27 protein-coding genes, 5 tRNA genes and 1 other annotated feature are annotated in these 25,338 nt (G+C 32.3%); of the genes, 31 read left to right on the plus strand and 1 reads right to left on the minus strand.

What is annotated here, in order from left to right; translation table 11 throughout:
- Positions 1-12 precede the first annotated feature (12 nt).
- From C3E88_RS09855 to C3E88_RS09880, 6 genes are all read left to right on the plus strand, one after another.
- Positions 13-98 (plus strand) — tRNA-Tyr (locus tag C3E88_RS09855).
- Between the two features lie 48 nt (positions 99-146).
- Positions 147-221, plus strand: a tRNA-Gly gene (locus C3E88_RS09860).
- A 117-nt stretch (positions 222-338) separates the two neighbouring features.
- A tRNA-Gly gene (locus C3E88_RS09865) sits at positions 339-412 on the plus strand.
- A 58-nt stretch (positions 413-470) separates the two neighbouring features.
- Positions 471-545 (plus strand) — tRNA-Cys (locus C3E88_RS09870).
- A 12-nt stretch (positions 546-557) separates the two neighbouring features.
- Positions 558-634 (plus strand) — tRNA-Arg (locus tag C3E88_RS09875).
- 178 nt (positions 635-812) lie between these two features.
- A complete protein-coding gene (locus C3E88_RS09880) occupies positions 813-2,465 on the plus strand; it encodes a glycosyl hydrolase family 18 protein (RefSeq protein ID WP_236910017.1) in 1,653 nt (550 codons plus the stop codon).
- Here the strand turns inward: C3E88_RS09880 and sfsA are convergent.
- Complete coding sequence (sfsA, locus tag C3E88_RS09885; RefSeq protein ID WP_236910018.1) at positions 2,457-3,143, minus strand: DNA/RNA nuclease SfsA; 687 nt, start codon at positions 3,141-3,143, stop codon at positions 2,457-2,459. The two genes, C3E88_RS09880 and sfsA, sit on opposite strands and share 9 nt — an antisense overlap.
- 124 nt (positions 3,144-3,267) lie before the next feature.
- Here sfsA and C3E88_RS09890 point away from each other — a divergent pair, with 124 nt between their 5' ends.
- From C3E88_RS09890 to C3E88_RS10010, 25 genes are all read left to right on the plus strand, one after another.
- On the plus strand, positions 3,268-3,804 hold the full coding sequence (locus C3E88_RS09890) for an O-acetyl-ADP-ribose deacetylase (protein ID WP_236910019.1): 537 nt from the start codon (positions 3,268-3,270) through the stop codon (positions 3,802-3,804).
- Positions 3,805-3,919: 115 nt separating this feature from the next.
- Positions 3,920-4,564, plus strand: coding sequence for a zinc dependent phospholipase C family protein (locus C3E88_RS09895; protein ID WP_236910020.1), 645 nt, complete (start codon positions 3,920-3,922; stop codon positions 4,562-4,564).
- A 68-nt stretch (positions 4,565-4,632) separates the two neighbouring features.
- A complete protein-coding gene (locus tag C3E88_RS09900; RefSeq protein WP_236910021.1) occupies positions 4,633-5,670 on the plus strand; it encodes an MBL fold metallo-hydrolase in 1,038 nt (345 codons plus the stop codon).
- A gap of 11 nt (positions 5,671-5,681) precedes the next feature.
- Positions 5,682-5,900 carry a DUF3006 domain-containing protein gene (locus C3E88_RS09905; protein ID WP_236910022.1) on the plus strand — a complete coding sequence of 73 codons (219 nt, stop codon included), beginning with the start codon at positions 5,682-5,684 and terminating at the stop codon, positions 5,898-5,900.
- Positions 5,901-5,960: 60 nt separating this feature from the next.
- Positions 5,961-6,215, plus strand: a binding site (T-box leader).
- 33 nt (positions 6,216-6,248) lie between these two features.
- Positions 6,249-7,226 (plus strand): aspartate--ammonia ligase, encoded by a 978-nt coding sequence (asnA, locus tag C3E88_RS09910; protein WP_236910023.1) that lies wholly within the window; start codon positions 6,249-6,251, stop codon positions 7,224-7,226.
- Positions 7,227-7,272: 46 nt separating this feature from the next.
- Complete coding sequence (locus tag C3E88_RS09915; protein ID WP_236910024.1) at positions 7,273-7,680, plus strand: hypothetical protein; 408 nt, start codon at positions 7,273-7,275, stop codon at positions 7,678-7,680.
- 247 nt (positions 7,681-7,927) lie between these two features.
- On the plus strand, positions 7,928-8,662 hold the full coding sequence (locus C3E88_RS09920) for a hypothetical protein (RefSeq protein WP_236910025.1): 735 nt from the start codon (positions 7,928-7,930) through the stop codon (positions 8,660-8,662).
- A gap of 26 nt (positions 8,663-8,688) precedes the next feature.
- On the plus strand, positions 8,689-9,321 hold the full coding sequence (locus C3E88_RS09925) for a CBS domain-containing protein (protein ID WP_236910026.1): 633 nt from the start codon (positions 8,689-8,691) through the stop codon (positions 9,319-9,321).
- Between the two features lie 66 nt (positions 9,322-9,387).
- Positions 9,388-9,984: a BofC C-terminal domain-containing protein gene (locus C3E88_RS12460; protein ID WP_236910027.1), complete on the plus strand. Its 597-nt coding sequence runs from the start codon at positions 9,388-9,390 to the stop codon at positions 9,982-9,984.
- Between the two features lie 81 nt (positions 9,985-10,065).
- Entirely contained in the window at positions 10,066-10,560 is a 495-nt protein-coding gene (gene ruvC / locus C3E88_RS09935) for a crossover junction endodeoxyribonuclease RuvC (protein WP_236910028.1), read from the plus strand.
- A 15-nt stretch (positions 10,561-10,575) separates the two neighbouring features.
- The gene (ruvA, locus tag C3E88_RS09940; RefSeq protein ID WP_236910029.1) at positions 10,576-11,157 is read left to right on the plus strand and encodes a Holliday junction branch migration protein RuvA; all 582 of its coding nucleotides are present in this window, start codon (positions 10,576-10,578) and stop codon (positions 11,155-11,157) included.
- Between the two features lie 20 nt (positions 11,158-11,177).
- Entirely contained in the window at positions 11,178-12,191 is a 1,014-nt protein-coding gene (gene ruvB, locus C3E88_RS09945; RefSeq protein WP_236910030.1) for a Holliday junction branch migration DNA helicase RuvB, read from the plus strand.
- A 10-nt stretch (positions 12,192-12,201) separates the two neighbouring features.
- Positions 12,202-12,411 (plus strand): DUF2905 domain-containing protein, encoded by a 210-nt coding sequence (locus C3E88_RS09950; RefSeq protein ID WP_236910031.1) that lies wholly within the window; start codon positions 12,202-12,204, stop codon positions 12,409-12,411.
- A 10-nt stretch (positions 12,412-12,421) separates the two neighbouring features.
- Entirely contained in the window at positions 12,422-13,786 is a 1,365-nt protein-coding gene (locus C3E88_RS09955; protein ID WP_236910032.1) for a SpoIID/LytB domain-containing protein, read from the plus strand.
- Positions 13,787-13,809: 23 nt separating this feature from the next.
- Complete coding sequence (gene queA / locus C3E88_RS09960; RefSeq protein WP_236910033.1) at positions 13,810-14,835, plus strand: tRNA preQ1(34) S-adenosylmethionine ribosyltransferase-isomerase QueA; 1,026 nt, start codon at positions 13,810-13,812, stop codon at positions 14,833-14,835.
- A 14-nt stretch (positions 14,836-14,849) separates the two neighbouring features.
- A complete protein-coding gene (tgt, locus tag C3E88_RS09965) occupies positions 14,850-15,968 on the plus strand; it encodes a tRNA guanosine(34) transglycosylase Tgt (protein ID WP_236910034.1) in 1,119 nt (372 codons plus the stop codon).
- A gap of 72 nt (positions 15,969-16,040) precedes the next feature.
- Entirely contained in the window at positions 16,041-16,361 is a 321-nt protein-coding gene (gene yajC, locus C3E88_RS09970) for a preprotein translocase subunit YajC (protein ID WP_236910035.1), read from the plus strand.
- Positions 16,362-16,466: 105 nt separating this feature from the next.
- The gene (locus tag C3E88_RS09975; RefSeq protein WP_236910036.1) at positions 16,467-16,844 is read left to right on the plus strand and encodes a TIGR04086 family membrane protein; all 378 of its coding nucleotides are present in this window, start codon (positions 16,467-16,469) and stop codon (positions 16,842-16,844) included.
- A gap of 71 nt (positions 16,845-16,915) precedes the next feature.
- The gene (scfA, locus tag C3E88_RS09980; protein ID WP_236910037.1) at positions 16,916-17,056 is read left to right on the plus strand and encodes a six-cysteine ranthipeptide SCIFF; all 141 of its coding nucleotides are present in this window, start codon (positions 16,916-16,918) and stop codon (positions 17,054-17,056) included.
- A 68-nt stretch (positions 17,057-17,124) separates the two neighbouring features.
- Positions 17,125-18,486: a thioether cross-link-forming SCIFF peptide maturase gene (gene scfB, locus C3E88_RS09985; protein WP_236910038.1), complete on the plus strand. Its 1,362-nt coding sequence runs from the start codon at positions 17,125-17,127 to the stop codon at positions 18,484-18,486.
- Between the two features lie 39 nt (positions 18,487-18,525).
- Positions 18,526-19,788 carry a protein translocase subunit SecD gene (gene secD / locus C3E88_RS09990; protein ID WP_236910039.1) on the plus strand — a complete coding sequence of 421 codons (1,263 nt, stop codon included), beginning with the start codon at positions 18,526-18,528 and terminating at the stop codon, positions 19,786-19,788.
- An 11-nt stretch (positions 19,789-19,799) separates the two neighbouring features.
- Entirely contained in the window at positions 19,800-20,672 is an 873-nt protein-coding gene (gene secF, locus C3E88_RS09995) for a protein translocase subunit SecF (protein WP_236910040.1), read from the plus strand.
- Between the two features lie 94 nt (positions 20,673-20,766).
- Complete coding sequence (locus C3E88_RS10000) at positions 20,767-21,192, plus strand: LapA family protein (protein ID WP_236910041.1); 426 nt, start codon at positions 20,767-20,769, stop codon at positions 21,190-21,192.
- Between the two features lie 35 nt (positions 21,193-21,227).
- Positions 21,228-23,000 carry a single-stranded-DNA-specific exonuclease RecJ gene (gene recJ, locus C3E88_RS10005; RefSeq protein WP_236910058.1) on the plus strand — a complete coding sequence of 591 codons (1,773 nt, stop codon included), beginning with the start codon at positions 21,228-21,230 and terminating at the stop codon, positions 22,998-23,000.
- Positions 23,001-23,167: 167 nt separating this feature from the next.
- Positions 23,168-25,333 (plus strand): RelA/SpoT family protein, encoded by a 2,166-nt coding sequence (locus tag C3E88_RS10010; protein WP_272878532.1) that lies wholly within the window; start codon positions 23,168-23,170, stop codon positions 25,331-25,333.
- The last annotated feature ends 5 nt before the right edge of the window (positions 25,334-25,338 follow it).

A 25,338-nucleotide genomic window follows, 5' to 3' on the forward strand; every position in this document is an offset into this window, starting at 1 on the left:
CAAGTACAATATGGAGGAGTTCCCGAGTTGGCTAAAGGGGACGGACTGTAAATCCGTTGGCTAAGCCTTCACTGGTTCGAATCCAGTCTCCTCCACCATTATTTACTTAGGGTGGATAATTTATAAAATAATTATAAAATAATTATGCGGAAGTGGCTCAGTGGTAGAGCATCGCCTTGCCAAGGCGAGGGCCGCGGGTTCGAATCCCGTCTTCCGCTCCATTATAAGATTGACTCAGGAACGTAGTGTTTCTGAGTATTATTCTGAGTAATATAGCAATACACTAAAATGTTATATTTAATGTTTTCTATAATATACTAATTATGGTAGTAATAAATGCGGGTGTAGCTCAGTGGTAGAGCCCCAGCCTTCCAAGCTGGTTGCGAGGGTTCGATTCCCTTCACCCGCTCCATTCATATTATTTTAACATGAAATTGGTAGAAAGTACTTTTATTCACAAATTCTAAAATGGCGGCATAGCCAAGCGGTAAGGCAGAGGTCTGCAAAACCTTTATTCCCCAGTTCAAATCTGGGTGCCGCCTCCAGAAATAATATTTGTACCTATAGCTCAATTGGATAGAGTGCCTGACTACGAATCAGGAGGTTGGGGGTTCGATCCCTCCTAGGTACGCCATATAGAAACCCTGTAATCATAATGACTACAGGGTTTTAATTATTAGAAGGATATCATAACAAACCTCATCATAAATGATAATAGTTAAACATAAATATATAACTACTTCTTTTACCGATACCAATATGATATAATTACTATAATTTTAATAATCAAATCAATTAAAAAGGAGAGGGGCATGAAAAAGATATTAATTATTTTTGTAATAGTAGTTATTATTTTAATCTGTTGGCAAGTATCAAGTCCAAATAAGGAAGTAATGTCTACACCCGATGAACCATATTTAGTAATTGCTGATGAATTTTATATTGACGATAATTATGTAATTATTATTGATGATATATATATAGCCTATGATATTGTAAAGGAAAAGATAGATACAAACCTTTTTTATGATTTAGATGAAGAAATGCTTATTTATACCGATCAAGAGAAGGTCATAAGATATGAATTAGAAAATAATAAAGCAAATATAAATTATAAGGATATTTATATAATGAATCCTATAAAATTGATAAACGGGAAGGTATATATTCCGAGGGAAATACTAGTTAATATTTATGATATTTCATTAGATTATTTTGAAGATTCCAATGCAATTGTAATGGATAAACTCAACTCTAAATGGGTAGGTGGAGAGATAATTTTAGATGGTGCTCACGTTAGAACCAGTTTCAATAGAAAAGCACCTATAGTAGTAAATGATCTTCCAGTGGAAACTTCGGTATTGGTGTTTGAAGAGCTCAAGGATTGGTATAAGATAAGAACTAGTGATGGAATTGTTGGCTATATTGAGAAAAAGTTCATAAAAACATATCTTCCCGGGAATTCCCATGAGATAGAGCAAAGTAATAAATATAAGAAACCTTCTATTAATGGTAAAATTAATATGACCTGGGATTATACAAATAAAAAAACGACTAATTTAGATAGTATTGAACCAATTGAAGGTATAAATGTAATATCTCCTACATGGTTCTCTATAAAGGATAGCAAAAGAAATATAGAAGATAAGGGAAACCATGAATACGTAGCAAAATATAAGGCACTAGGCTATGAAATTTGGCCCTTGATAGATAATAGTTTTGATCCGGATTTAACTCATGAACTATTAATAAGTAGCAATACTCGTAGGGAGTTGATAGAAAAAATAGTACATATATATGATGGATACGGTGTAGATGGTATAAATATTGACTTTGAAAATATCTATTTAAAGGACAAGCCCCTATTAACACAATTTGTCAGAGAATTGTACCCGATTTTTAAAAGTAGGGGAATGACAGTTTCAATAGATGTAACTCCAATATCTACTTCTGAAAATTGGTCCTTAAGTTTTGACAGGAGGGGATTGGCAGAAACGGTAGATTATATAGCATTAATGGCTTATGACCAACATTGGGCGGCAAGTCCTATAGCTGGTTCTGTTGCTCAGTATAATTGGGTAGAAAAATGTATATTAGAAGTACTAGAAGAAGTTCCGAAGAATAAGTTAATCCTAGGAATACCCTTTTATACTAGACTATGGAAGGTAGATGAAACAGAAGAAGGAGAGAAAGTTTCTTCTGAAGCTATATCTATGGAAAGAGCAAACAAATTTATAGATGAAAATGATATTGATTTAATATGGGATAAAGAAAGTGGGCAGTATTATGGAGAAGTAGAGAAGGAGGGAATAGTTTATAAGCTATGGGTTGAAGATGTCCGATCTATTAGTTTAAAAACTTCGCTAGTTAACAAATATGATCTAGCAGGTGTAGCCTCTTGGAGGAGAGGCTTCGAAACAGAAGAAGTATGGCCTGCTTTGTTTAATACTATCATACTAAATTAATATCTCAACTTTTTCTCCTAGGCTTATTTCATTATATTTAACAATGGAGTTATATGCTAATATATTGACTCCTTCTTTTTTTGCCAAAATCAATGCATCACTAAACTTTTTATCCATTGCTTCATTAGGCTTAAAATATCGTATATCAGGTATTTGCACTAAAAAGAAAATATAGCTCTCGTAACCAGCTTTTACTGAAGAAATAATTTCATATACATGTTTTGTACCTCTTTCAGTAGGTGCGTCGGGAAAAAGGGATAGTCCATCGATTTCTAAAGTAACACCTTTTATCTCAATGAAACCTTTTGCATCACCTTTCTCAAAATACAAATCAAATCGAGAATTTCCATAGTTGACTTCCTTCTTTAAAAAGGCAACGGGAGATATTTCAGGAATTTTATTGGAAAGAATACTAGAATATACAACTTGATTTGGAACTTGAGAGTCGATATTTATAAGAAATCCATCTTTGTAAGCAGATATTAGAGAATATTTAGTTTTTCTATTCGGGTTATTAGATTTCTCTAAATATACCTTTGTACCCTTTTTTAGTATTTCTTTACACCTTCCTGTATTTTTAACATGAACTTTTTCTATTTTGTCCCCTAGTTGTACATTTGCGATAAAACGATTTGGTCGTTCAATAAAAGTAGCTTCAACAATATTATGATATATCAAAACAACACCTCCATTCAATTGAATAAATCAAGGAACAAATGATATAATATACTTTAATTATACCATTGTTATTAATAAACTATTAGAGGTATATATTAAATAAGGGGAAAAGGAGTGAAAATATATGTATAAATACGGAAAGACAAAACTATACATTGTTGAAGGGGATATTACAGAAATGAAAGTAGATAGCATAGTCAATGCTGCTAATAATACTCTTTTAGGAGGTGGTGGTGTAGATGGAGCTATACATAGAGCAGGAGGTCCTATTATACTTGAACAATGCAAAAAAATAGGAGGATGTCCTACTGGTGAAGCTAGGATTACTACAGCTGGCAATATGCCTAGTAAATATGTAATTCATACCGTAGGTCCAGTTTATAAAGATGGATTAAAAGGGGAGGACAAATTACTTTACAATGCATATTATAATTCAATGAAGCTAGCTAAAAAGTATGAGTTAAAATCAATAGCGTTCCCATCTATTTCTACAGGCGTATATGGATATCCCAAAGGAGAGGCTAGTAGGGTTGCACTTAAAGCGGTAATGAATTTTATAGATGACGAAGGATATATTGATGAAGTATATTTTGTACTGTTTAGTAGCGAAGATTATCAACTTTATAAAAAACTAATGGAGCAGAATTTTATAGATGATTAATAATTAAAGGTAAAATTTGCACTAACTAGATCATTATGATATTGACTTTTTATTTTATTTATTGTAGTATCAAATAAGGTTAACTTAATTAAAGTAACCAATCTATATAAAGGATGTGTTTAAAATTTTCAGCGATACTCATAAAATTATTGCTAGCAATATTCATGAAAACATCTATGATATTTATGATATAACCTTAGATAAGGATGCTCTTTTATGGGGAGCTATAGCTCCAGATATATTGCCACAATTTAAACTTCATAGACATTACAAAAAAGAAAGTTTGAATTATGTAGTTACTGAAATAGTCAAATTAATATATATTAGTAGATTTTTGGAGTTTAGATCAAATATAGATCCAATAATAAATAAAATAATAAGTAAAAAAGTAGGGATTATATCCCATTATTTAAGCGATTTTGTCTGCTTGCCCCATGCAGAAAGGTGGACCTTCCCAAACAATATGTTTAAACATATGAGTTATGAATCCCAACTTAATGATTATTCTATCCAGCATAATTTTAAAAAAAATGTAATCACTGTAGAGGATATAGATATATTTCAAGATAAGGTCATTAGGCTTAAACCTATAATTAAAACATATATTGAAGATGTAATAGAAGAATATTCTTGTAATGGTGGCTTCAAAAATGATCTAAATTTTGCATTATCTTTAAACTTGAAGATTTCATACTTTATCATCGATACAGTAAATGCTTATACAGAAGATCGCTATAAAGATTTTGCATTTGAACTTTAATCCTTCTTATCAATTGGATAGGAAGGTTTTTTCATAAAATAGTTATAATAAAATATGTGGAGGTATAAATGAGGAATAGAAAGATTAAACATTATTTGATATTAGCACTAGTTATTGCAGTTATGCTAACAGGCTGTGAATTTGAAACAACCAATGTGGATAGGCATTATGATACTGAATTAGTAGTTCATTTTATAGATGTTGGGCAAGGGGATAGTACTTTTATTCAATTTCCTAATGGAGATACTTCTTTAATAGATGGAGGTACTAGGAATAATGGAGAAAAAGTGGTAAAATATCTTAAAGACTTAAAAATAGATCGTATAGATTATTTGATAGCCACCCATCCACATGAAGATCACATTGGAGGATTGCCTGACGTTATTAGAAACTTTGACATTGGAAAAGTTTATATGCCAGAGAGGACTGCTAATACTTTAATATTTGAGGAATTATTAGAGGCGATTAAAGCTAAAGGCCTTAAGGTAAACATAGCCAAAGGAGCCGATGCAATAATAGATGAAGCTGATATTAATTTCTTAATATTGGCACCTAATAGGAATGACTACGATAAAACAAATGATTTTTCCATTGTGACCAAGGTTAACTATGGGAGTACCTCTTTTATAATAGCAGGAGATGCAGAAAAGGAATCGGAGATGGATATATTAAAAGGTGGATATGATTTAAAAGCAGATGTACTAAGGATAGGCCATCATGGTGGTAAAACATCTTCCATTGATGAATTTTTAGAAGCGGTAAAGGCAGATTGTTTTGTTATCAGCGTTGGTTCTGATAATTCCTATGGCCATCCCCATAGAGAAACCATGGACAGGATTAGCAAAATCAATTCAAATTCAAATATTCTAAGGACAGATAAACTAGGAGACATAATCATAAGATCCAACGGAAAGGAATTAGTTCTAGATGATGCCATCGTTACTGAAGATGTAAATGAAGTAAAGTATATAGGGAATAAAAATACTAAGGTATTCCATACAATAGATTGTAAATCCTTGCCTAATAAAGAGAATCAAATAATATTTAAATCAATGGACGAAGCCATAAATAGTGGCTATAGGCCTCATGAAAAATGTGTGAAATAGGGGGGAATTTGGTGAAGGGTATAATCGATAGATTTGAGGAAGACAAGGTTCTATTAGAGTTAAAAGATGGAGTTCTAAGCTTTGATAGAGAATTATTTCCTGAAGATGTCAAGGAAGGTGATGTTGTCGAATATATAGATAATAAATTTATCATTAGAGTTGAGGAGACCTTAGAAAGAAAGAATTATATCAATAAAATGTTTGAATCCCTAATAGATAAAGAATCATGATTATGACAATATTGACATATTGCTTAATTTATAATATAATCATTAATCAACAAGCCTTATATCACAGCTGTGAAGGGAAGAGTAATCTGTAAGGATGTCAGAGAGAGTCGAGGAATGGTGGAATCTCGATACGGAATTATAGACGAAGAACATCCCAGAGCATCTAATCGAAATCTATAAATTGAAGAAAGTAGAATTAGACGGCTATAGCCCGTTAAAAGCTATACAGTATCGAAGTAACATTCTGTACTGGTAATAGAGTGAGCCCTTTGCTAATAAAGGTGGTACCGCGAATATGTGCCTTTCGTCCTTTAGGATGAGAGGCTTTTTTAGTTTAGGAGGGATTAAATGGAGAAATTGGATGTTAAAGAAACCCAAGTTGCAATTAAGATAATAAAAGATTATTTTGAAAAGGAGCTATCTAATAATTTAAATTTAATCAGGGTATCTGCTCCCTTATTTGTTAAGGCAGACACCGGATTAAATGATAATTTAACAGGTGTTGAAAAACCTGTAACTTTTGATATGAGAAAATATGATCAACAAATAGAAATAGTTCAATCCTTAGCTAAATGGAAAAGGATGGCTCTAAAATGGTATGATTTTAATATCGGGGAAGGGATCTATGCAGATATGGATGCTATTAGACCTGATGAGGAATTAGATCCTACCCACTCAATTTACGTTGATCAATGGGATTGGGAAAAAATCATATCAAAAAAGGATAGAAATGAGGAATATATTATAAATACTGTTAAGGTAATATATGATGTATTTAAGAAAACCGAAGAAAAAATCAATAATATATATCCTCATTTGAGTAATAAATTACCAGATGATATAAAATTCGTCACTTCACAGGAACTGGAAGACATTTACCCTCACTATAGCCCAAAGGATAGAGAGAATCTAATATGTAAGAAGCACAAAGCTGTTTTCTTGATGAAGATTGGTTGCATATTGAATTCCGGTATTCCTCATGATAAAAGAGCGCCAGATTATGATGATTGGGAACTAAATGGAGATATATTGTTTTGGAATCCTGTGTTAGGAGAAGCCATAGAATTATCTAGTATGGGGATTAGGGTTGATAAAAATAGTTTAGTTGAACAGATGAAAATGGCAAAAAAAGAGGATGAAATGACATTACCCTACTATAGGATGATAATAGAAGAAGAACTTCCTGCAACTATTGGAGGAGGTATAGGCCAGTCACGAATATGCATGTATTTCTTGGAAAAACAACATATAGGACAAGTTCAAGCTTCTGTCTGGACAGAAGAAATAATCCAGGAATGTAGAGAAAATAATATCTTTTTACTTTAGACTAAAAATGGGATAAAATATAGTTAAAAACCGAAGGAGTTAGGATATGTTTAACAAAGTTAGGCTTCCATATATTATTTTAGGATTAGGTATGGGAATTCTACTAACCAGTATTATCTATATTCTCAATCCTATTGTTAAATATAGAGATTATACAGAAGAAGAGATAGTTACATTGGCTTCTGACTTAGGTATGGTCTTTGTAAAAGAGAATATTGATAGCTCTATTAACATTCAGGAACAAAAGGTGAAGCTTATAGTAGATAAAGGAGACCCGCTAGAGAAGGTATCAAAGAAACTTTTTGAATTGGGAGTAGTAGATAATGCAGAGAAGTTTCATCAATATGCAAAAGATAAAGGGATAGACAAAAAGATAAGGGTAGGTACCTATGAATTAGGATTAGATCTTGAATATGATAAAATATTGGATATATTAACTAAACAAATCAAATAATGTTTCTAATAAAATAGTACGAAAGTATCTATTACTAAACTGTTGATTAGAGCATTGGAGTAATTCCAATGCTTTAATTGGCTTGCATTTTAATATAACAATGGTTTTGAAAAATATAGTAATATATTCTCCACAACAATTGAAATTATTGTAGTATAATATATTATACTGTCAGATAAAAAACTAATGTGAAGAGGGTTTAATCCTTTGAAAAATTGGAAACAATTGCTAAGAGGAGGGATGAGATTTGGTTTTAGCAAAAGTTGATCTTTGGGAAATTTATGAAGGTTTAAAGTATAACTTTTTATATAAAAATGATATCAATTCTATACATATCCTCCTAAACCTATATGATTTGGAAGATAATATGAAAAATATATGTCCTAAGTACATATGTACAAATGATATAAGAAAAAGAATCAGGCGACAATTAGTATATAGAAAAGATAGGCAGTTGATTTCCAATAATATTGCGCTATTACTCCATGAGGACATAGCTAGGCTTGAGCTAGTTTTATATCTAGAAGGTTATAAATATGGTTACTATAACAATAAATGGGTAAACACACTAGAGGATGAAACTATTAGACATTATTCTATTGAAGATATATATGAAAAGAATTTTTTATTTCATCATAGCATATGTTTAAAGGATATAATGAAGATCAAAGAGGATTTTTCTTTAGAAATTGACCAAAAGGAGAAGAAAGTAAGTTTTTTACATGACTTTATTAATACATATTGTGAAAAACTCATAAAGGGAAAAGTGTATAATTTAAATAATTATATTGATAAACAATTAAAAATAGAATATGATTTATATAAGTTAAATATCAAAGAAGAGGGCTCATTGTTATCAATGAAAGAATTAAATAAGATTTACAAGACCATAGTCAACACTATAATGAAAAACAATATCAAATTATACAAAGATGCTAGCTGGTTTGGTGTGAACGATAGGGTTTTGAATCGGTACAAATAAGAATTAAATAAAATGGGGGGATTCTAATGTATGTAAAAAATCACATGTTACCAAAGGACAGATTAACTACTGTACAGTTGAGGGAAAGTATAAAGAATGCATTAGACAAGATAAACGAAGGGGATTTTTTGTCTTTACCAGTTTTTGACGGGGATCAATTCAAAGGTATCATAATGAAAGAAGCCATCTTTCGAGGATACTTTGAAGGCAACTATATGGATAAGAATCAATTTTTAATGGATACTACTGTTGAAGAACTATATAAAGATGAATACAAATCGATAAAGGAGAATGAACTAATAGAAAATGCTTCTTATCTATTAAAAGAATTGAGGACACCTTTTCTACCTGTATTTAATTCAGATGAGGAGTTTGTGGGAATTTTGACTCACTTCTCAATTTTTAACGCTTTTGCTGAAATATTTGGATTTGATAAGGGCACTAGAATTGTAGTCCATATGTTCGACATTCCAGGACAATTAGCTAGGCTAACTGAAGTAATTAGGAAAGAAAATATCAATATTTTAAACTTTACTGTAATGGATGCTAAGGTATTGGATGTATATAGAGTAGTATTGCGAGTTGATACGGAAGATGTAGGAGGACTTGTTGATAAGATTGATGCCGCAGGCTTTAGGGTAGGAGAGATTACAAAATAGTAATAAATGTATAATTAAATTTAAAATGGGAAAAATATCCCTTTAGATAGTACTGGAGGGATATTTGTGAAAAAACAGAATGCTATTTTAATATTTCTTTTCTGTGGGGTATTATTTTTTTTAAGCTTTGTATATGGTTATAAGATGATGGGGAGTAAGGTTAATAAAAAACCTATGCTTACAGGTGAAAAACAGGAAAAAAGGTATCAGGAAGATTTATCGGAATTGGAAATATTAAAGGACGAAGAAAGAATTTCGCCTAATACCTTTGTAGAGAAAAGAATGTATTACAACCAATGTAAACATAGTATCACCAATGTAAGCACTGCAGAAGATGATATAGTAAATATGACAGAAGAGCAATTCCGAAAATATATGGGGGAAAACTATTCCAATATAAAAATACTTTCTTTTTCTGTAAAAGAAATAGTGCTAAGAGAAGAACGAAATCATCTATGTCCTAATCACTATATCATAGGTGAATCCGATGGCAAAATAGCTATCTATGGAATTGATGAAAGAGGAGAAAAATACTTGAATAGGGTATTTAAAGACTATTCTATTTCCCTATTAAAAGAGGTGGATCAGCTGAGATTGAAAGCCGGTATTGTTGTTGATAGCGAAGAAGAATTATCAGACGTGCTGGAGAACTTTATAAGTTAATAAAAGCTAAGTTAGATCTTCTAACTTAGTTTTTTTATTAAAAATGTGTTAAAATAGTATGTAAGTTTAGGAGGAGAAGATATGGTCATATTAGGGATTGATCCAGGTTTGGCAATAGTTGGATACGGTGTAATTGAACTTATAGGTAATAGATATAAAACCATCGACTATGGTTGCATAAGGACTGATGCTAGTATATTATTTCCCGAAAGGTTGAAAATAATCTATGACGAGTTGACCTTTCTCATAGATAAATATAATCCGGAAGATTTAGCAATGGAGGAATTATTTTTTAACAAAAATGTAAAGACTGCCATAAAAGTAGGACAAGCAAGGGGAGTGGAGATATTAGCTGCTGTAAATAAGGGAATAGATGTATATGAGTATACACCATTACAGATTAAACAAAGTGTAGTCGGTTATGGTAGGGCTGAGAAAAGACAGGTTCAAGAGATGGTAAAAATGCTATTAAATTTAAAAGAAATACCAAAGCCTGACGATGCAGCTGATGCATTGGCGGTGGCAATATGTCATAGTAGTTGTTTGAATTTTAAGGATATGTTTAAAATGAAATGATAAAGGGTGATATGAATGTATGAATATATTATGGGAAAGGTAGTGGGGATAAAGGAGGATTATATAGTATTAGAGAATAACGGAATTGGATATAAAATATTTACTTCCAAGAATTCTATCGCTAATTTAAGCATAGATGAAAGAGTAACTATGTATACATATTATAATTTAAGGGAGGATGGGGTGTATCTATACGGGTTCATAGCCGAAGAAGAATTAGATATGTTTAATATGCTTCTTTTAGTTTCTAAGATAGGTCCTAAAGTAGGTTTGAATATATTGTCAACTTTGACGCCTAATCAGATAAAACTAGCTATAATAAATAATGAATCTGATATACTATGTAATGCACCAGGTGTAGGCAAGAAAACTGCAGGTAGGATAATCCTTGAACTAAAGGATAGGATCGACGATGAAGATATTATTGATGAGATTGGTGTTGTAGATGATAGTACTGATGTTGAAACGGCTATCCATGGCCTCATGTCCCTTGGCTATACTAGAAGCGAGGTACGTAGGGCGTTAAATAGAATAGATACATCCAATATGGATACGGAAGAGATTATTAGGGAAGTGCTCAAAAAATTATCAAAATAATAAAGGAAGGTAATGATTTAATGGATAAAGGGAATGAAAGAATAGTCACAGGTACGATTCAAAGCGAAGATTTGGATAATGAAGTAACTTTGAGGCCTAAATGGATTCATGAATATATCGGTCAAGATAAAGCTAAGGAAAAGCTACAAATATTTATTAAAGCTGCAAAAGGAAGGAAAGAACCTTTAGATCATGTTCTACTTTATGGACCACCAGGTTTAGGGAAGACCACATTAGCTAATATTATAGCTAATGAAATGGGAGTTAATATTAGAGTTACATCAGGACCTGCTATAGAGAGACCAGGAGATTTAGCTAGTATATTGACTAATTTAGGAGAAGACGATGTATTGTTTATAGATGAAATCCACAGACTAAATAGAACGGTAGAGGAGATACTATATCCTGCTATGGAGGATTATGCTCTAGATATAATAATTGGAAAAGGACCTAGTGCTAGATCAGTTCGATTGGATCTATCCAGATTTACATTAATAGGAGCTACTACTAGGGCTGGATTATTGACCTCACCATTAAGAGATAGGTTTGGTGTAATGTTGAATTTAGACCTATATGATGATTATAATTTGCAGAAAATAGTTAAACGTTCTGCTAATATCCTAAATATTGAAATAGATGATGCTGGAGCCATGGAAATTGCTAAAAGGTCTAGAGGCACACCTAGGATCGCCAATAGGCTGCTAAAAAGGGTAAGAGACTACGCCCAGGTAGTTGAAGATGGAGTTATTACTAATGAAGTGGCTAAAAGAGGTCTGGAAGTCCTTGAGATAGATGGGTTAGGATTAGATGAGGTAGATAGAAAACTAATACTTAATATGATTGAGAACTTCGATGGTGGACCCGTTGGAGTAGACACACTATCTGCAGCAACAGGAGAAGAAAGAACTACCATAGAGGATGTATATGAGCCTTATTTGCTCCAGATAGGATTTATTAATAGAACTCCTAGGGGTAGAATTGTAACGAAAAAAGCATATGACCATTTTAAAATAGACTATGAAGAAAAGAAATAGAGGTGATTAGATGGCGCCTTTTGGTAGAATAATCTTATTAATGGGCGTAGTTTTAGTTTTGGTAGGTGGAATTTTAATCTTAGGGGATAAATTTGGACTTGGGAAATTACCTGGAGATATTTTTATACAAAAAGGGAATTTTACTTTTTTCTTTCCAATCGTATCTACTTTAATCATAAGTATAATCCTTACACTGTTATTGAATATTTTTAAAAAATAGGGGGATAAAGATGAAAAAATTATTTGTGGGCATATTAATAGCTATGCTGATTTTAGGATTACCTTTTCAGAACAAACATGTATATGCTAACTCTTTAGATGATTATTTAAATATAAAGTTGACAAGCCCTATAAAATCAAAAAATATTGTAAGACTATATAGTGAAGATGGGTTTTATGTATATATAGATAATATATTTAATGAAATAGAATATATTGAGGTTGAAAGTATATATGTTGTTTTGGGACCTACAGGTGAAATAGAAATAAGGGACGATATCGATAATATATTATTTTCTACATATGAGAGCAATTTGATATTGTCTTCATCAAATAAATGGGATAGTATTATTAAAGTAGAGGATAAACACTATAGAGATTATATTAAATTTATAAATAAACAAGAAGAGCTATTGGTACTAAATTATATAGAGCTTAATCACTACCTATATGGATTGATACCTCGAGAGATGCCAGCTTCTTTTCCTATGGAAGCTTTAAAAGCTCAAGCTATTGCTGCTAGGACTTATGCATTAAAAAATATTAATAAGCATATAAATGATGGTTATAATCTATGTGATACTACCCATTGCCAGGTCTATGGCGGAATGGACGGAGAACAGGAAAGAACTAATGAAGCTGTAGATGATACAAAAGGTCTAGTAATTACATATAATGGAGAAATAATTGATGCTTTGTATCATTCTACTAGTGGAGGACATACAGAAGATTCTGTAGAAGCCTGGGGTAATTATCTTCCTTATTTAATAGGTGTAGAAGATGATTTTTCTAAAGGTACTCCAAATAGTGATTGGTCTTTTACTATTAAGTCTAGTGAATTAAATAATAGACTAAAAAATAGTGGAATTCACATAGGAGATGTTATTGACATGGAGGTTGTAGGGACAACTCCTAAAGGAAGGGTCTCAAATCTTAAAGTGATAGGAACATATGGAGAGAAAATTTTAAACAAATCTCAAATTAGACAGGTGCTAGGTAATGACCAATTGAAAAGCACCTGGTTTACGATTAAAACTAATGGAGATTCTACTAGTAGAAATGACGTATATGTCATAGATGATTATAATGAAAAACCACAAAAAATAGATCTATCAAAAGCTCATATCTTGGATGGCAATTTTAACAAAAGGCCATCTAGGGGTATAAACAACAGAGCCTTAGGCAGGGACAAAACCATACAATTAGAAGATAGCTACGAAGAGACTGCAGATAGCTTTTTAATCCAAGGGAAAGGGTATGGTCATGGAGTTGGCATGAGCCAATGGGGAGCAAAGAAGATGGCAGAGGAAGGCTATTCTTTTGATAGTATACTGAAACATTATTATACGGGGGTTGAAATTACCATAAAAAATTAAATAAATATGTAAAGGATGATCTAATGAAAACAGAAGATTTTTACTATGAATTACCAGAAAGCTTAATTGCTCAACATCCTATAGACAATAGAGAAGCTTCAAGGATGCTTGTATTAGATAAAAAGACAGGTGAGATCCAGCATAAAATATTTAAAAATGTACTGGATTATCTAAACAAAGGAGATTGTTTAGTATTAAATGATACTAGGGTAATCCCTGCTAGACTATTTGGGAGCAGAGAAGGGAAAGATGAAAAAATCGAATTTTTACTGTTAAGAAGAGTTGAAAATAATCGATGGGAGACCCTTGTAAGGCCAGGTAAAAAGGTTAAGCCATCTAGTAGAATAGTATTTGGAGATGGTCTTCTAAAAGCTGATGTTTTGCGCATTGAAGAAGATGGGACGAGAATAGTAGAATTTATTTATGATGGAATATTTGAGGAGATATTGGATAGATTAGGTGAAATGCCTTTACCACCATATATTAAGGAAAGATTGGAAGATAGGGAAAGATACCAGACCGTTTATTCAAAAAATGAAGGTTCTGCAGCAGCGCCAACAGCAGGTTTGCATTTTACGAAAGAACTATTAAAAGAGATTGAAGAGAAAGGTGTAAATATAGTTTTTCTAACTCTTCATGTGGGTCTGGGAACATTTAGACCGGTGAAAGTAGAGAACATAGAAGAACATCATATGCATGAAGAATATTTTGAGGTTTCTGTTGAAGCAGCAGATAAGATAAATACTGTGAAAAAAAGTGGTGGAAGGATCGTGGCTGTAGGAACCACTACTGTTAGGACTTTGGAAACTGTAGCTACGGAAGAAGGTATAGTCCTGCCTAGTAAAGGTTGGACGAATATATTTATTTATCCTGGTTATAGGTTCAAAGTTATAGATAGATTGATAACCAATTTTCACTTACCAGAATCAACCCTACTAATGTTGGTAAGTGCTTTGGCAGGAAGAGAGAATATTTTAGACGCATATAACGAGGCAGTAAGCAAAAACTATAGATTTTTTAGCTTTGGAGATGCAATGTTAATCAAATAATTGGGAGGAATAAGATGGCAATTAAGTTTAAAGTATTGAAGGAATCTACAGAAACAAAGGCAAGGCTAGGCCAGCTGGATACACCTCATGGTACTATAGAAACACCGATATTTATGCCTGTTGGTACAAGGGCTACAGTTAAGGCTATGACCCCTGAAGAAGTAAAGGGATTGGGAGCTCAAATAATACTGAGCAATACTTATCATCTGTATTTAAAACCAGGGCACAAGCTAATAGAGGAAGCTGGTGGATTGCATAAATTTATGAACTGGCATGGTCCTATTTTAACGGATAGTGGGGGTTTTCAAGTTTTTAGCCTTGGAGATTTAAGAAAGATTACTGAGGAAGGTGTAGAGTTTAGATCCCATATTGATGGTTCTAAACATTTTATTAGTCCTGAAAAATCCATTGAGATTCAAAATTCATTAGGTTCAGATATTATGATGGCTTTTGATGAGTGTACACCTTATCCTGCCACATATGAATATGCAAAGAAATCCATGGAAAGGACCTCAAGATGGGCAAGAAGATGTAAAAATTATCATAAAGACTGGGAAAATCAAGGATTGTTTGGTATAATACAAGGGGGAATGTATAAGGATTTAAGGGAGCAGAGTGTTAAAGATATAACAGATATAGGTTTCCCAGGTTATGCTATAGGTGGTCTAAGCGTAGGAGAGCCAAAAAAATTGATGTGCGAGATGCTTGAATTTACTGCACCTTTGTTACCAAGGGATAAACCTAGGTATTTAATGGGCGTAGGGTCACCAGATTATCTTTTTGAAGCGGTTATTAATGGTGTAGATATGGCAGATTGCGTATTGCCTACTAGAATTGCTAGAAATGGTACAGTTATGACTAGTCAAGGAAGATTGACTATTAGAAATGCTACATATTCTAAGGATTTTGGTAAATTGGATCCAGAGTGTGATTGTTATGCTTGTACAAATTATTCTAGAGCATACATAAGGCATTTATTTAATGTAAATGAAATACTTGGTGCAAGGCTTGCTACAATTCACAATCTATATTTCTTAATTAAGCTTATGGAAAACATTAGAGAGGCTATAAAAGAGGATAGATTGTTAGAATATAAAGAAGAATTTTACAAAAAATATGGATATATAGATTAGTTAAAAAAGGTTTTTTATTAAATTAATTGAATATAGTATTTAAATAACAAAAAGGAAAAGGAGGAAATATTTATGGCAGCAGCAAATCCAGGTGGTGCAAGTATAGGAGGATTAATTATACCTATAGCTTTTTTAGTCTTTTTCTATCTATTTGCAATAAGACCACAGAAGAAAAGAGAAAAAGAAATCAGAGAAATGAGAGAAAGCTTAAGAGTAGGGGACCAGATAATAACCATAGGAGGTATTTATGGGAAGATAGTAAAAGTTAAGGACGATATGGTTACTATAGAAGTTGGTTCAAATAAGATTAAACTTGAGCTAACAAAATGGGCAATAGGTACAGTAATCAATAAAAATGAATCAAAAGATGAGAAAGATACAAAAGAAGATTAATTGGAAATACAACATAAAACTTCCTTGTTGACAGGGAAGTTTTTTATTTTGTAATAAACTTCACCAAAACAAAATAGATTTAAAGTAGGATGGGAGGTGGAGTTTATGAAAGAAAAAAATCTAAATAATACAACTTATGTAATGAAGGGTCTAGCTTTATCCTTATTATTAACAATGTTCTTAATATTTATCTTATCATTAATATTATTGTACACCCCTTTTAAAGAATCTAACATACCCTTATTTAATACGATAATAATGATTGTTAGCATAACTATTGGTAGTATTTATGCTTCAATTAAAATAGGGGAAAAAGGCTGGATAAACGGTGGGATCGTTGGAGTTGTCTATTTTATAATATTAGTATTACTAAACTATCTATTTATGAAATCCCTTGTATTGGATCTGTATTTAACTGGCAAGTTTATATTATCTTTAATTACAGGAATTATAGGAGGGATTATAGGGATAAATATGAAATAGAACTTTAAATAATAATATTTATATGATATAATCAATGAAGGTATTATTCCAGCTATTGAGGAGGTTGTGAAATGAAACATATAAAAACCATATCTGGTAGTAATTTAAAAGATACATTAAAAAAAGGTGGCTGTGGGGAATGTCAGACATCTTGTCAGTCTGCATGTAAAACTTCCTGCACAGTAGGAAACCAGAAATGCGAAAATAGATAAACTATAAAGGCGGTGGTTTATACCACTCCTTTTTAATTTATCTGTATTTTAGTTTTAGGAGGATAAATATGAATAATGAGGTAAGAATTCATAAATATATACTAAATGACAAAAATATAGTAATAGATATAAACAGTGGTGCTGTTCATATAGTAGATGATATAGTATATAGTATGCTAGATTATTATAAAAGTCATACATTAGAGGGGATAATAAGGTTATTTGAAGGTCAATATGATAAATATATTGTAGCTGAAGCTTACGAAGAGATATCCATGCTAGAAGAAGAAGGAGTTCTTTTCTCAGAAGGAATTCCTATAGGTGAACTAAAATACAACGAAGACAATATTATTAAAGCCCTTTGTCTCCATGTAGCTCATGATTGTAACTTAAGATGTAATTATTGTTTTGCTTCTCAAGGGGACTTTAAAGGAGATAGATCTTTAATGTCTTTAGAAGTAGGAAAAAGAGCATTAGAGTTTTTGATAGAACATTCAGGAAATAGAAGAAATTTAGAAGTAGATTTCTTTGGTGGAGAGCCACTGATGAATTTTGATTTAGTCAAGGAATTGGTACAGTATGGTAGAAGTTTGGAAAAGGACCATAATAAACATTTTAGATTTACTATAACTACCAATGGAGTTTTGTTAGATAGGGATAAGATGGACTTTATAAATGAACACATGGACAATGTGGTGCTAAGCCTTGATGGCAGAAAAGAGACAAATGACAATATGAGAAAGACCATCTCTGGTGAAGGTAGCTATGACATCATACTTCCTAAGTTTCAAGAAATGGTTGCAAAAAGAGGGGACAAGGATTATTATGTGAGAGGAACTTTTACTAATTATAACTTAGATTTTTCTAAAGATGCTTTAGATTTTTATGATAAAGGATTTAAAAAGATATCTATTGAACCGGTAGTTACTTCACCTGACAAGGATTATGCTTTAAGGAAAGAGCATATGGGAGCTATATTGAAAGAATATGAAAACTTTTCAAGAGAATATATAAAGATAAAGAGAAGGAATGAGGACTTTTTATTTTTCCACTTTATGATTGATTTAGACCAAGGACCTTGCATTGTAAAAAGAGCTGTAGGCTGTGGTGCTGGTTCCGAATATATGGCAGTAACACCAGAAGGGAATCTATATCCTTGCCATCAATTTGTAGGGGATGAAAAGTTTATAATGGGAAATGTATATGAAGGTATTTCAAATACTGAAATAAGGGAAGAATTTAAAAAAGCGAATGTTTATAACAAAGATGAATGTAGAAATTGTTGGGCAAGGTTTTATTGTAGTGGGGGTTGCCATGCTAATGCGTACAATCATCACGAGGATATAATGAAGCCTTATGAAATTGGCTGTGAAATGGAGAAAAAAAGGATCGAATGTGCTATTTCAATTTTAGCCAATCTACAAGAATAAGAATCAATGTAGTGAAATTTATTATGGGAGGTAATGGTAATGAATATGAAAAAAACCATACTTTTTATACTAATTATTGCTATAGTAGGTTTATTTTCCTTTACAGCCATAAATGGTATAGAAGTTGGTAAGATGAAGATTTCTAAAGTTAAAGATTCCATCGACTTAGGTTTGGATTTAGCTGGTGGTGTTTATGTGGTTCTAGAGGCTCAAACGGATTTACAAGGAGCAGAATTACAAAAAGCTATGGAGCAATCCAAGATGATAATAAATGAAAGGGTTGATAGTCTTGGAGTTGCAGAGCCAAATATAACCATAGAGGGCAATAAACGGATTAGAATAGAGCTAGCAGGGATTGAAAATCCTCAAGAAGCTATAGATCTAATTGGTAAAACTGCTCAATTGCAATTTGTAGATCCAGATGGAAAAGAGATATTGACTGGTAAGAATGTAAAAGGTTCCGATGTAAGTTTTCATCAGACTGAAATGGGAGATAAGCCAGTAGTATCCTTGGAGTTTGATAAGGAAGGGGCAGAAAGGTTTAAAGAAGCTACTTCAAGATTGGTAGAAAAAGACGTTATGCAAGAGAAGATAATATATATAGTATTAGATGAACAGGTAATTTCAGCCCCTATTGTAAATGCTGCAATTACAGATGGAAAAGCTGTAATTGAAGGTGAATTTGATGTGGAAGAAGCTAATAGGTTAGCCACATTAATTAGAGCAGGTGCACTACCTGTGGAAATGTCAGAACTTCAAACTTCTATTATAGGGCCTACATTAGGTCTAGAAGCTTTAGACAAAAGTATAAAGGCTGGAGCCATTGCAATTTTAATTATATTTTTATTTATGTTGATTTACTATAAAATACCTGGATTGGTAGCAGATATTGGATTGACTATATATATATTAATTGTAGTGTATGCTATGAAATTTTTAGGTGTAAAATTGACTTTACCTGGTATTGCAGGTCTTATACTATCAGTTGGTATGGCGGTAGATGCCAATGTATTGATATTTGAAAGGATAAAGGAAGAACTAAGAAATGGTAAATCCATTAGAGCTTCTATAGATCATGGATTTAACAGAGCATTATCTTCTGTATTAGACTCAAATATTACTACATTAATTGCAGGTATTGTATTATATTACTTTGGTATTGGACCTATTAAAGGATTTGGAGTAACATTAATCCTTGGTATTATTGCATCCATGATAACATCGGTTTTTATTACAAAACAACTATTGAAGTTAACAGTTAGTATGACTAATACCAAGAATACAAAATTATACGGTATGTAAGGGGTGAGGAGATGAATGTTATAAAGAATAGGAAGATATATTATATAATTTCTTTAGCAATCATCATATTAGGTTTAGCTATGATGTTGATTAATGGTCTAAACTACGGTATTGATTTTACAGGTGGTACTTCAATCCAAATCAAAATAGGTAGGATGATAACTGTAGACGAGGCTAGAGAAATAATAGATGAGTACGATAAAGAAGCAAGTATTCTTCATATTGGTACAAATAAAGACGAAATAATGATTAGAAGTAAAAAGGATTTTACAAATGATGAAATCAACCAAATTATTGATAAATTTGCAGAAAAATATGATATAAAAGAAAAGGAATTTCAATCAGAAAAATTTGGTCCATTTATGGGAAGAGAAATTAAGAAAAAGGCCTTATTATCATCAATTATTGCTGTTATTGCCATGCTGATATACATTAGTTGGAGATTTGAGTTTAAGTTTGCTTTAGCAGCAATCGTTGCATTGATTCATGATGTGTTGATAACATTTTCTGTATATGCAATTTTTAGGATACCTGTAAATAGTGCCTTTATTGCTGCTATACTAACTATATTAGGGTATTCTATAAACGATACTATTGTAATATTTGATAGAATAAGAGAAGAATCTAAATTGAATCCAAGACAGTCTATAGAGGATACGATAAACGGAAGCATCAAGAAATCCTTAACTAGGACAATCAACACTTCCTTGACTACTTTAGTGGCAGTTATAATACTGTATATAGTGGGAGTTGAAGATGTTAAGGTGCTAGCATTACCCCTTATATTTGGGATAATGTCTGGAACTTATTCATCTTTGTTTATTGCCAGCCCTATATGGTATGCATTGAAAAACAGAGAAAAATTAAATACTAAAAGAGCATAAAACTGCCATATGGCAGTTTTATGTAGTTAATCCTTTAAAATTGGGTAGAAATCTTGTAATATTGTATTAAATATACTATATAAGGAGGAGAACTATGGAGAGAGGGTTTATATTCTCATTAATATTTGCAGCTATTGTGGCTGTTTTTGCATTAAAGAATGGAGATAAAGTACTTATAGATTTTATATTTACTAAAGTGGAAATATCCCAAGCTATTGTTATATTCTTGTCAGCCATATTAGGTGCAGTTATAGTGGCAATATTAGGTGGAGTCAAAAATTTAAAGTTTAAAAAGGAGATAAAAGAATTAAACAAAAAAATCGAACCTCTTGAAGAAGAAAAGAAGGATATAGAATCCTTACTAGAAAATAGAGGAGAAGAAATTGCTAGATTAAAAGACATGATGGATGACATAGAAGCAGAGAAAGACAAACTTTATACTCTTCTTAAAGAAAAGGATGAAGAGATTAATAAATTAATGGAAGACGGTCCTGTTACAGAGAATTCCAGTTTAGAATAATAGGTTTGAAGGTTAGACATAGTAGGAGTGATTAAATTTTGGAAAGATGGTACTTAAGAAATGTAAAGACAGATTTAGACAGGATATCCAAAACCTTAGGGATAAGCAAGCTCTTATCTAAATTACTGGTAAATAGAGATATTACAAGCTATAGATTGATGGACAGCTTTATAAACCCAAGTTTAGATAAATTACATAATCCGTGGTTAATGAAAGATATGGATAAAGGTATAAATATCATCAAAAATAGCATTGATAAAGGTGAATATATTAGAATTGCTGGGGATTATGACCAAGATGGCAATTCGGCTATATTGACCCTTTATAAGGGGCTGGAAAGATGCGGTGCAAAGGTTGATTATGTAATTCCTCATAGGATAATGGATGGTTATGGAATAAATGAAAGGATGGTCAAAGAGGCAAAAAAGGATGAAATAGATTTAATCATAACATGTGATAATGGGATATCTGCTTTTGAACCCATAAAATTGGCGAAGAATTTGGGAATAAAGGTTATTGTAACGGATCATCATGATATAGCCTATATTGAGGATGAGCAGGGTGATAAACAATATAAATTACCAGAAGCAGAAGCCATCATCAATCCTAAAAGATGGGATTGCAAATATCCTTTTAAAGAACTATGTGGTGCAGGAGTGGCTTTTAAGTTAATACAAGCCCTTTACGATGAGATGAATATAGATATTAGGGAATCTTACGAATTATTAGAGTTTGTTGCAATGGGGACTGTTTGTGATGTGGTGGATTTAATAGATGAAAATAGGATCATAGTAAAAGAAGGATTGAGAAGGATAAATAGTACAAATAACATAGGGCTAAAAGCCCTTATTAATGCCACAGGATTAGAAGGGAGATCTATCAACACCTATTCCTTAGGATTTGTAATAGGACCATGTATTAACGCTTCAGGAAGACTAGATAGCGCTGATATTGCTGTAGAGCTATTTTTAACGGAGGATCCAGAAAAGGCTGAAACATATGCTAATAAACTTCACTTTTTGAACGAAGAAAGAAAATCTATGACAACGGAAGGGTATGAAAGGATAGTAGAAAAGATAGAATCTACAGATCTAAAGGAAGATGATGTGTTGGTAGTATTTGAACCGAAGATACATGAAAGTGTAGCAGGTATTATTGCTGGGAGAGTTAAGGACAAATATTATAGACCCACTATTGTTTTGACTAAATCTAAGGAAGAAAATATTGCTAAAGGATCTGGAAGATCTATAGAGGAATATAATATGTTTGATGAGATATCTAATCATAAGGATCTATTGTTGGCATTCGGAGGTCATCCAATGGCAGCTGGTCTTTCATTAGATATATCTAATATAGATGAATTTAGATATAGATTAAATGGAGAAGAGTCTTTAACAGTTGAGGACTTGATGCCAAAGGTATATATAGATATGCAACTTCCATTGGACTATATAAGCTTTGGTTTGGTTGAAGAACTAAAGAAAATGGAACCCTTTGGAAAAGGAAATCCTAAGCCCTTATTTGCTGAAAAGAACATAAGGGTTAAAAGGGGGTTTATTCTAGGGAAGAATCAAAATGTACTTAAATTGTTGCTTTTAACTAATAGTGGCAGGATAATGGAGGGTATATATTTTGGTGATATTAAAGAGTTTGAATGGAGGATGGCTAGAAAGTTTAGCCAGGAAGAATTGAATAAAATGTTTAAAGGTACAGGTAGTGAAGTTGTACTAGACATCATATATACGCCTATGATAAATGAATATATGGGCAATAGAAGTCTACAAGTCAATATTCAAAATTATCGATAGTTATTAAAATAAATTGAAGAAAAAACTTTAATATTGACGTATTATTGCTATAATATATCTATGACTGTAACTGTATTCTTATAAATAATCAAAATTATTTTACTTTTATGAAAATGGATTTAAGTTTATAATAATAGGTCATAATTAATTTTAAGCAGGTGAAAGTAATGATCGAAAATTTGTTGTTAAAGATTGAGCAGTACAATCCTAATGTAAATGTGGAACAAATCATAAAAGCTTACAACTTTGCAGAATCTGCTCATGAGGGACAATTTAGAAATTCAGGGGAGAAGTTTTTTGTACATCCATATAATGTGGCTATGATTCTGACAGATTTAAGCATGGATGCTACTACTATTACTGCTGGTCTATTACACGATGTAATAGAGGATACAGAAGTAACATATGATACTTTAGTGGTAGAGTTTGGTCAAGAAGTTGCAGATCTAGTGGAAGGTGTAACAAAATTAAAAAAACTGCAATATAAGACTAAGCAAGAAAATCAAGCGGAAAACTTAAGAAAAATGGTAATGGCTATGGCAAAGGATATTAGAGTTATCATAATAAAGTTGGCAGATAGGCTTCATAATATGAGAACCCTTGAATACATGAGCGAAGAAAAGAAAAAGGAAAAAGCTATTGAGACTCTGGAAATCTATGCGCCTTTAGCTCATAGATTAGGTATGTCAAAAATCAAATGGGAATTAGAGGACTTATCTTTAAGATACCTTGATCCAGAAGGTTACTATGATTTAGTGGATAAGGTATCCAAGCGTAGAAGGGAAAGAGAAGCTTATATTCAGAGAATAATAAATGATTTAGATGAAAAGTTAGAGGAAATGTATATTTCTAGGGACATTAGCGGTAGACCCAAGAATTTTTACAGCATCTATAAGAAGATGGTATATCAAAATAAATCTTTTGAACAGATATTTGATTTAACTGCTATACGAGTTATAGTGGATAGTGTAAAGGATTGCTATGGAGTTCTAGGCATTGTTCATACAATGTGGAAACCTATTCCAGGGAGATTCAAGGATTATATTGCTATGCCTAAACCTAATATGTACCAATCCCTTCATACTACGGTAATAGGGCCAGAAGGGGAGATATTTGAAGTACAGATTCGGACTTGGGATATGCATAGAACGGCAGAATATGGAATTGCAGCCCATTGGAAATACAAAGAGGGAACAGTTAAAACGGATAACTTTGATGAGAAGTTGACATGGTTGAGACAATTGTTAGAGTGGCAAAAGGATTTAAAGGATCCACAGGAGTTCATGGAAACTTTGAAGATAGATTTCTTTACGGATGAAGTATTTGTATTTACGCCTAGAGGGGATGTAATCAATCTACCTAATGGCTCTACTCCTATAGATTTTGCATACAGAGTTCATACAGCTATAGGCAATAGCTGTGTTGGTGCAAAGGTTGATGGTAGGATAGTTCCCCTAGACTATAAGCTTAAGAATGGCAACATCGTTGAAGTGTTAACATCTTCTGGCAGCACTGGGCCTAGTAGGGATTGGCTTAAAATTGTAAAAAGTAGTCAAGCTAAAACTAAAATTCGTCAGTGGTTTAAACGAGAAGAACGTGGCTTAAATATTAATAGAGGTAAGGAGATGTTAGAAAAGGAAATAAAAAGACAGGGATATAAGTTTACGGATATATTAAAAGAGGATTGGTTGAAAAATATTGCCAATAAACTTAGCTTAAATACTTCTGACGATTTATATGCAGCCTTGGGTTATGGCAGTGTTACTCTATCTCAAGTAATTCCAAGGTTAAAGGAGTTCTATAGAGAATACTATAAAATTGATGACGATAGGATGGGGATTGACCAAAAAACTAAGGAGCAACCTCTCCATAAAAAAGAAAAGAAGGTTACACAAGGTATAAGCATCAAAGGGGTAGACAATATTAAGGTGAGATTTTCTAAATGTTGTAATCCTGTACCAGGTGATGAAATAATAGGTTATATAACTAGAGGAAGGGGAGTGTCTATTCATAGGAAAGACTGCCCTAATATATCTGACTTAACTGGACAGGAAAGATTTATTGATGTAGAATGGGATAATAGCGAAAAGGCTGAGTATCCAGTTGAAATACAGATAAAGGCCACCGATAGGTCTGGATTGTTAACGGAAATTACTCAGAGGATTACGGATTCGAATATTAGCTTATTATCATTAAATGCAAGGACCAATAAGGAAAAGCTCGTTTTAATAAATATGACTTTGGAAATAAAGGATACAGATCAATTGAGTGATCTTATGAAAAGAATTAAGAAACTAAAAGGTGTAATAGATGTATATAGAGTGATCAGTTAGAGAAA

The sequence above is a fragment of the Clostridium sp. Cult3 genome (genome assembly GCF_021655115.1).
GTDB lineage: Bacteria > Bacillota > Clostridia > Tissierellales > Tepidimicrobiaceae > PPXY01.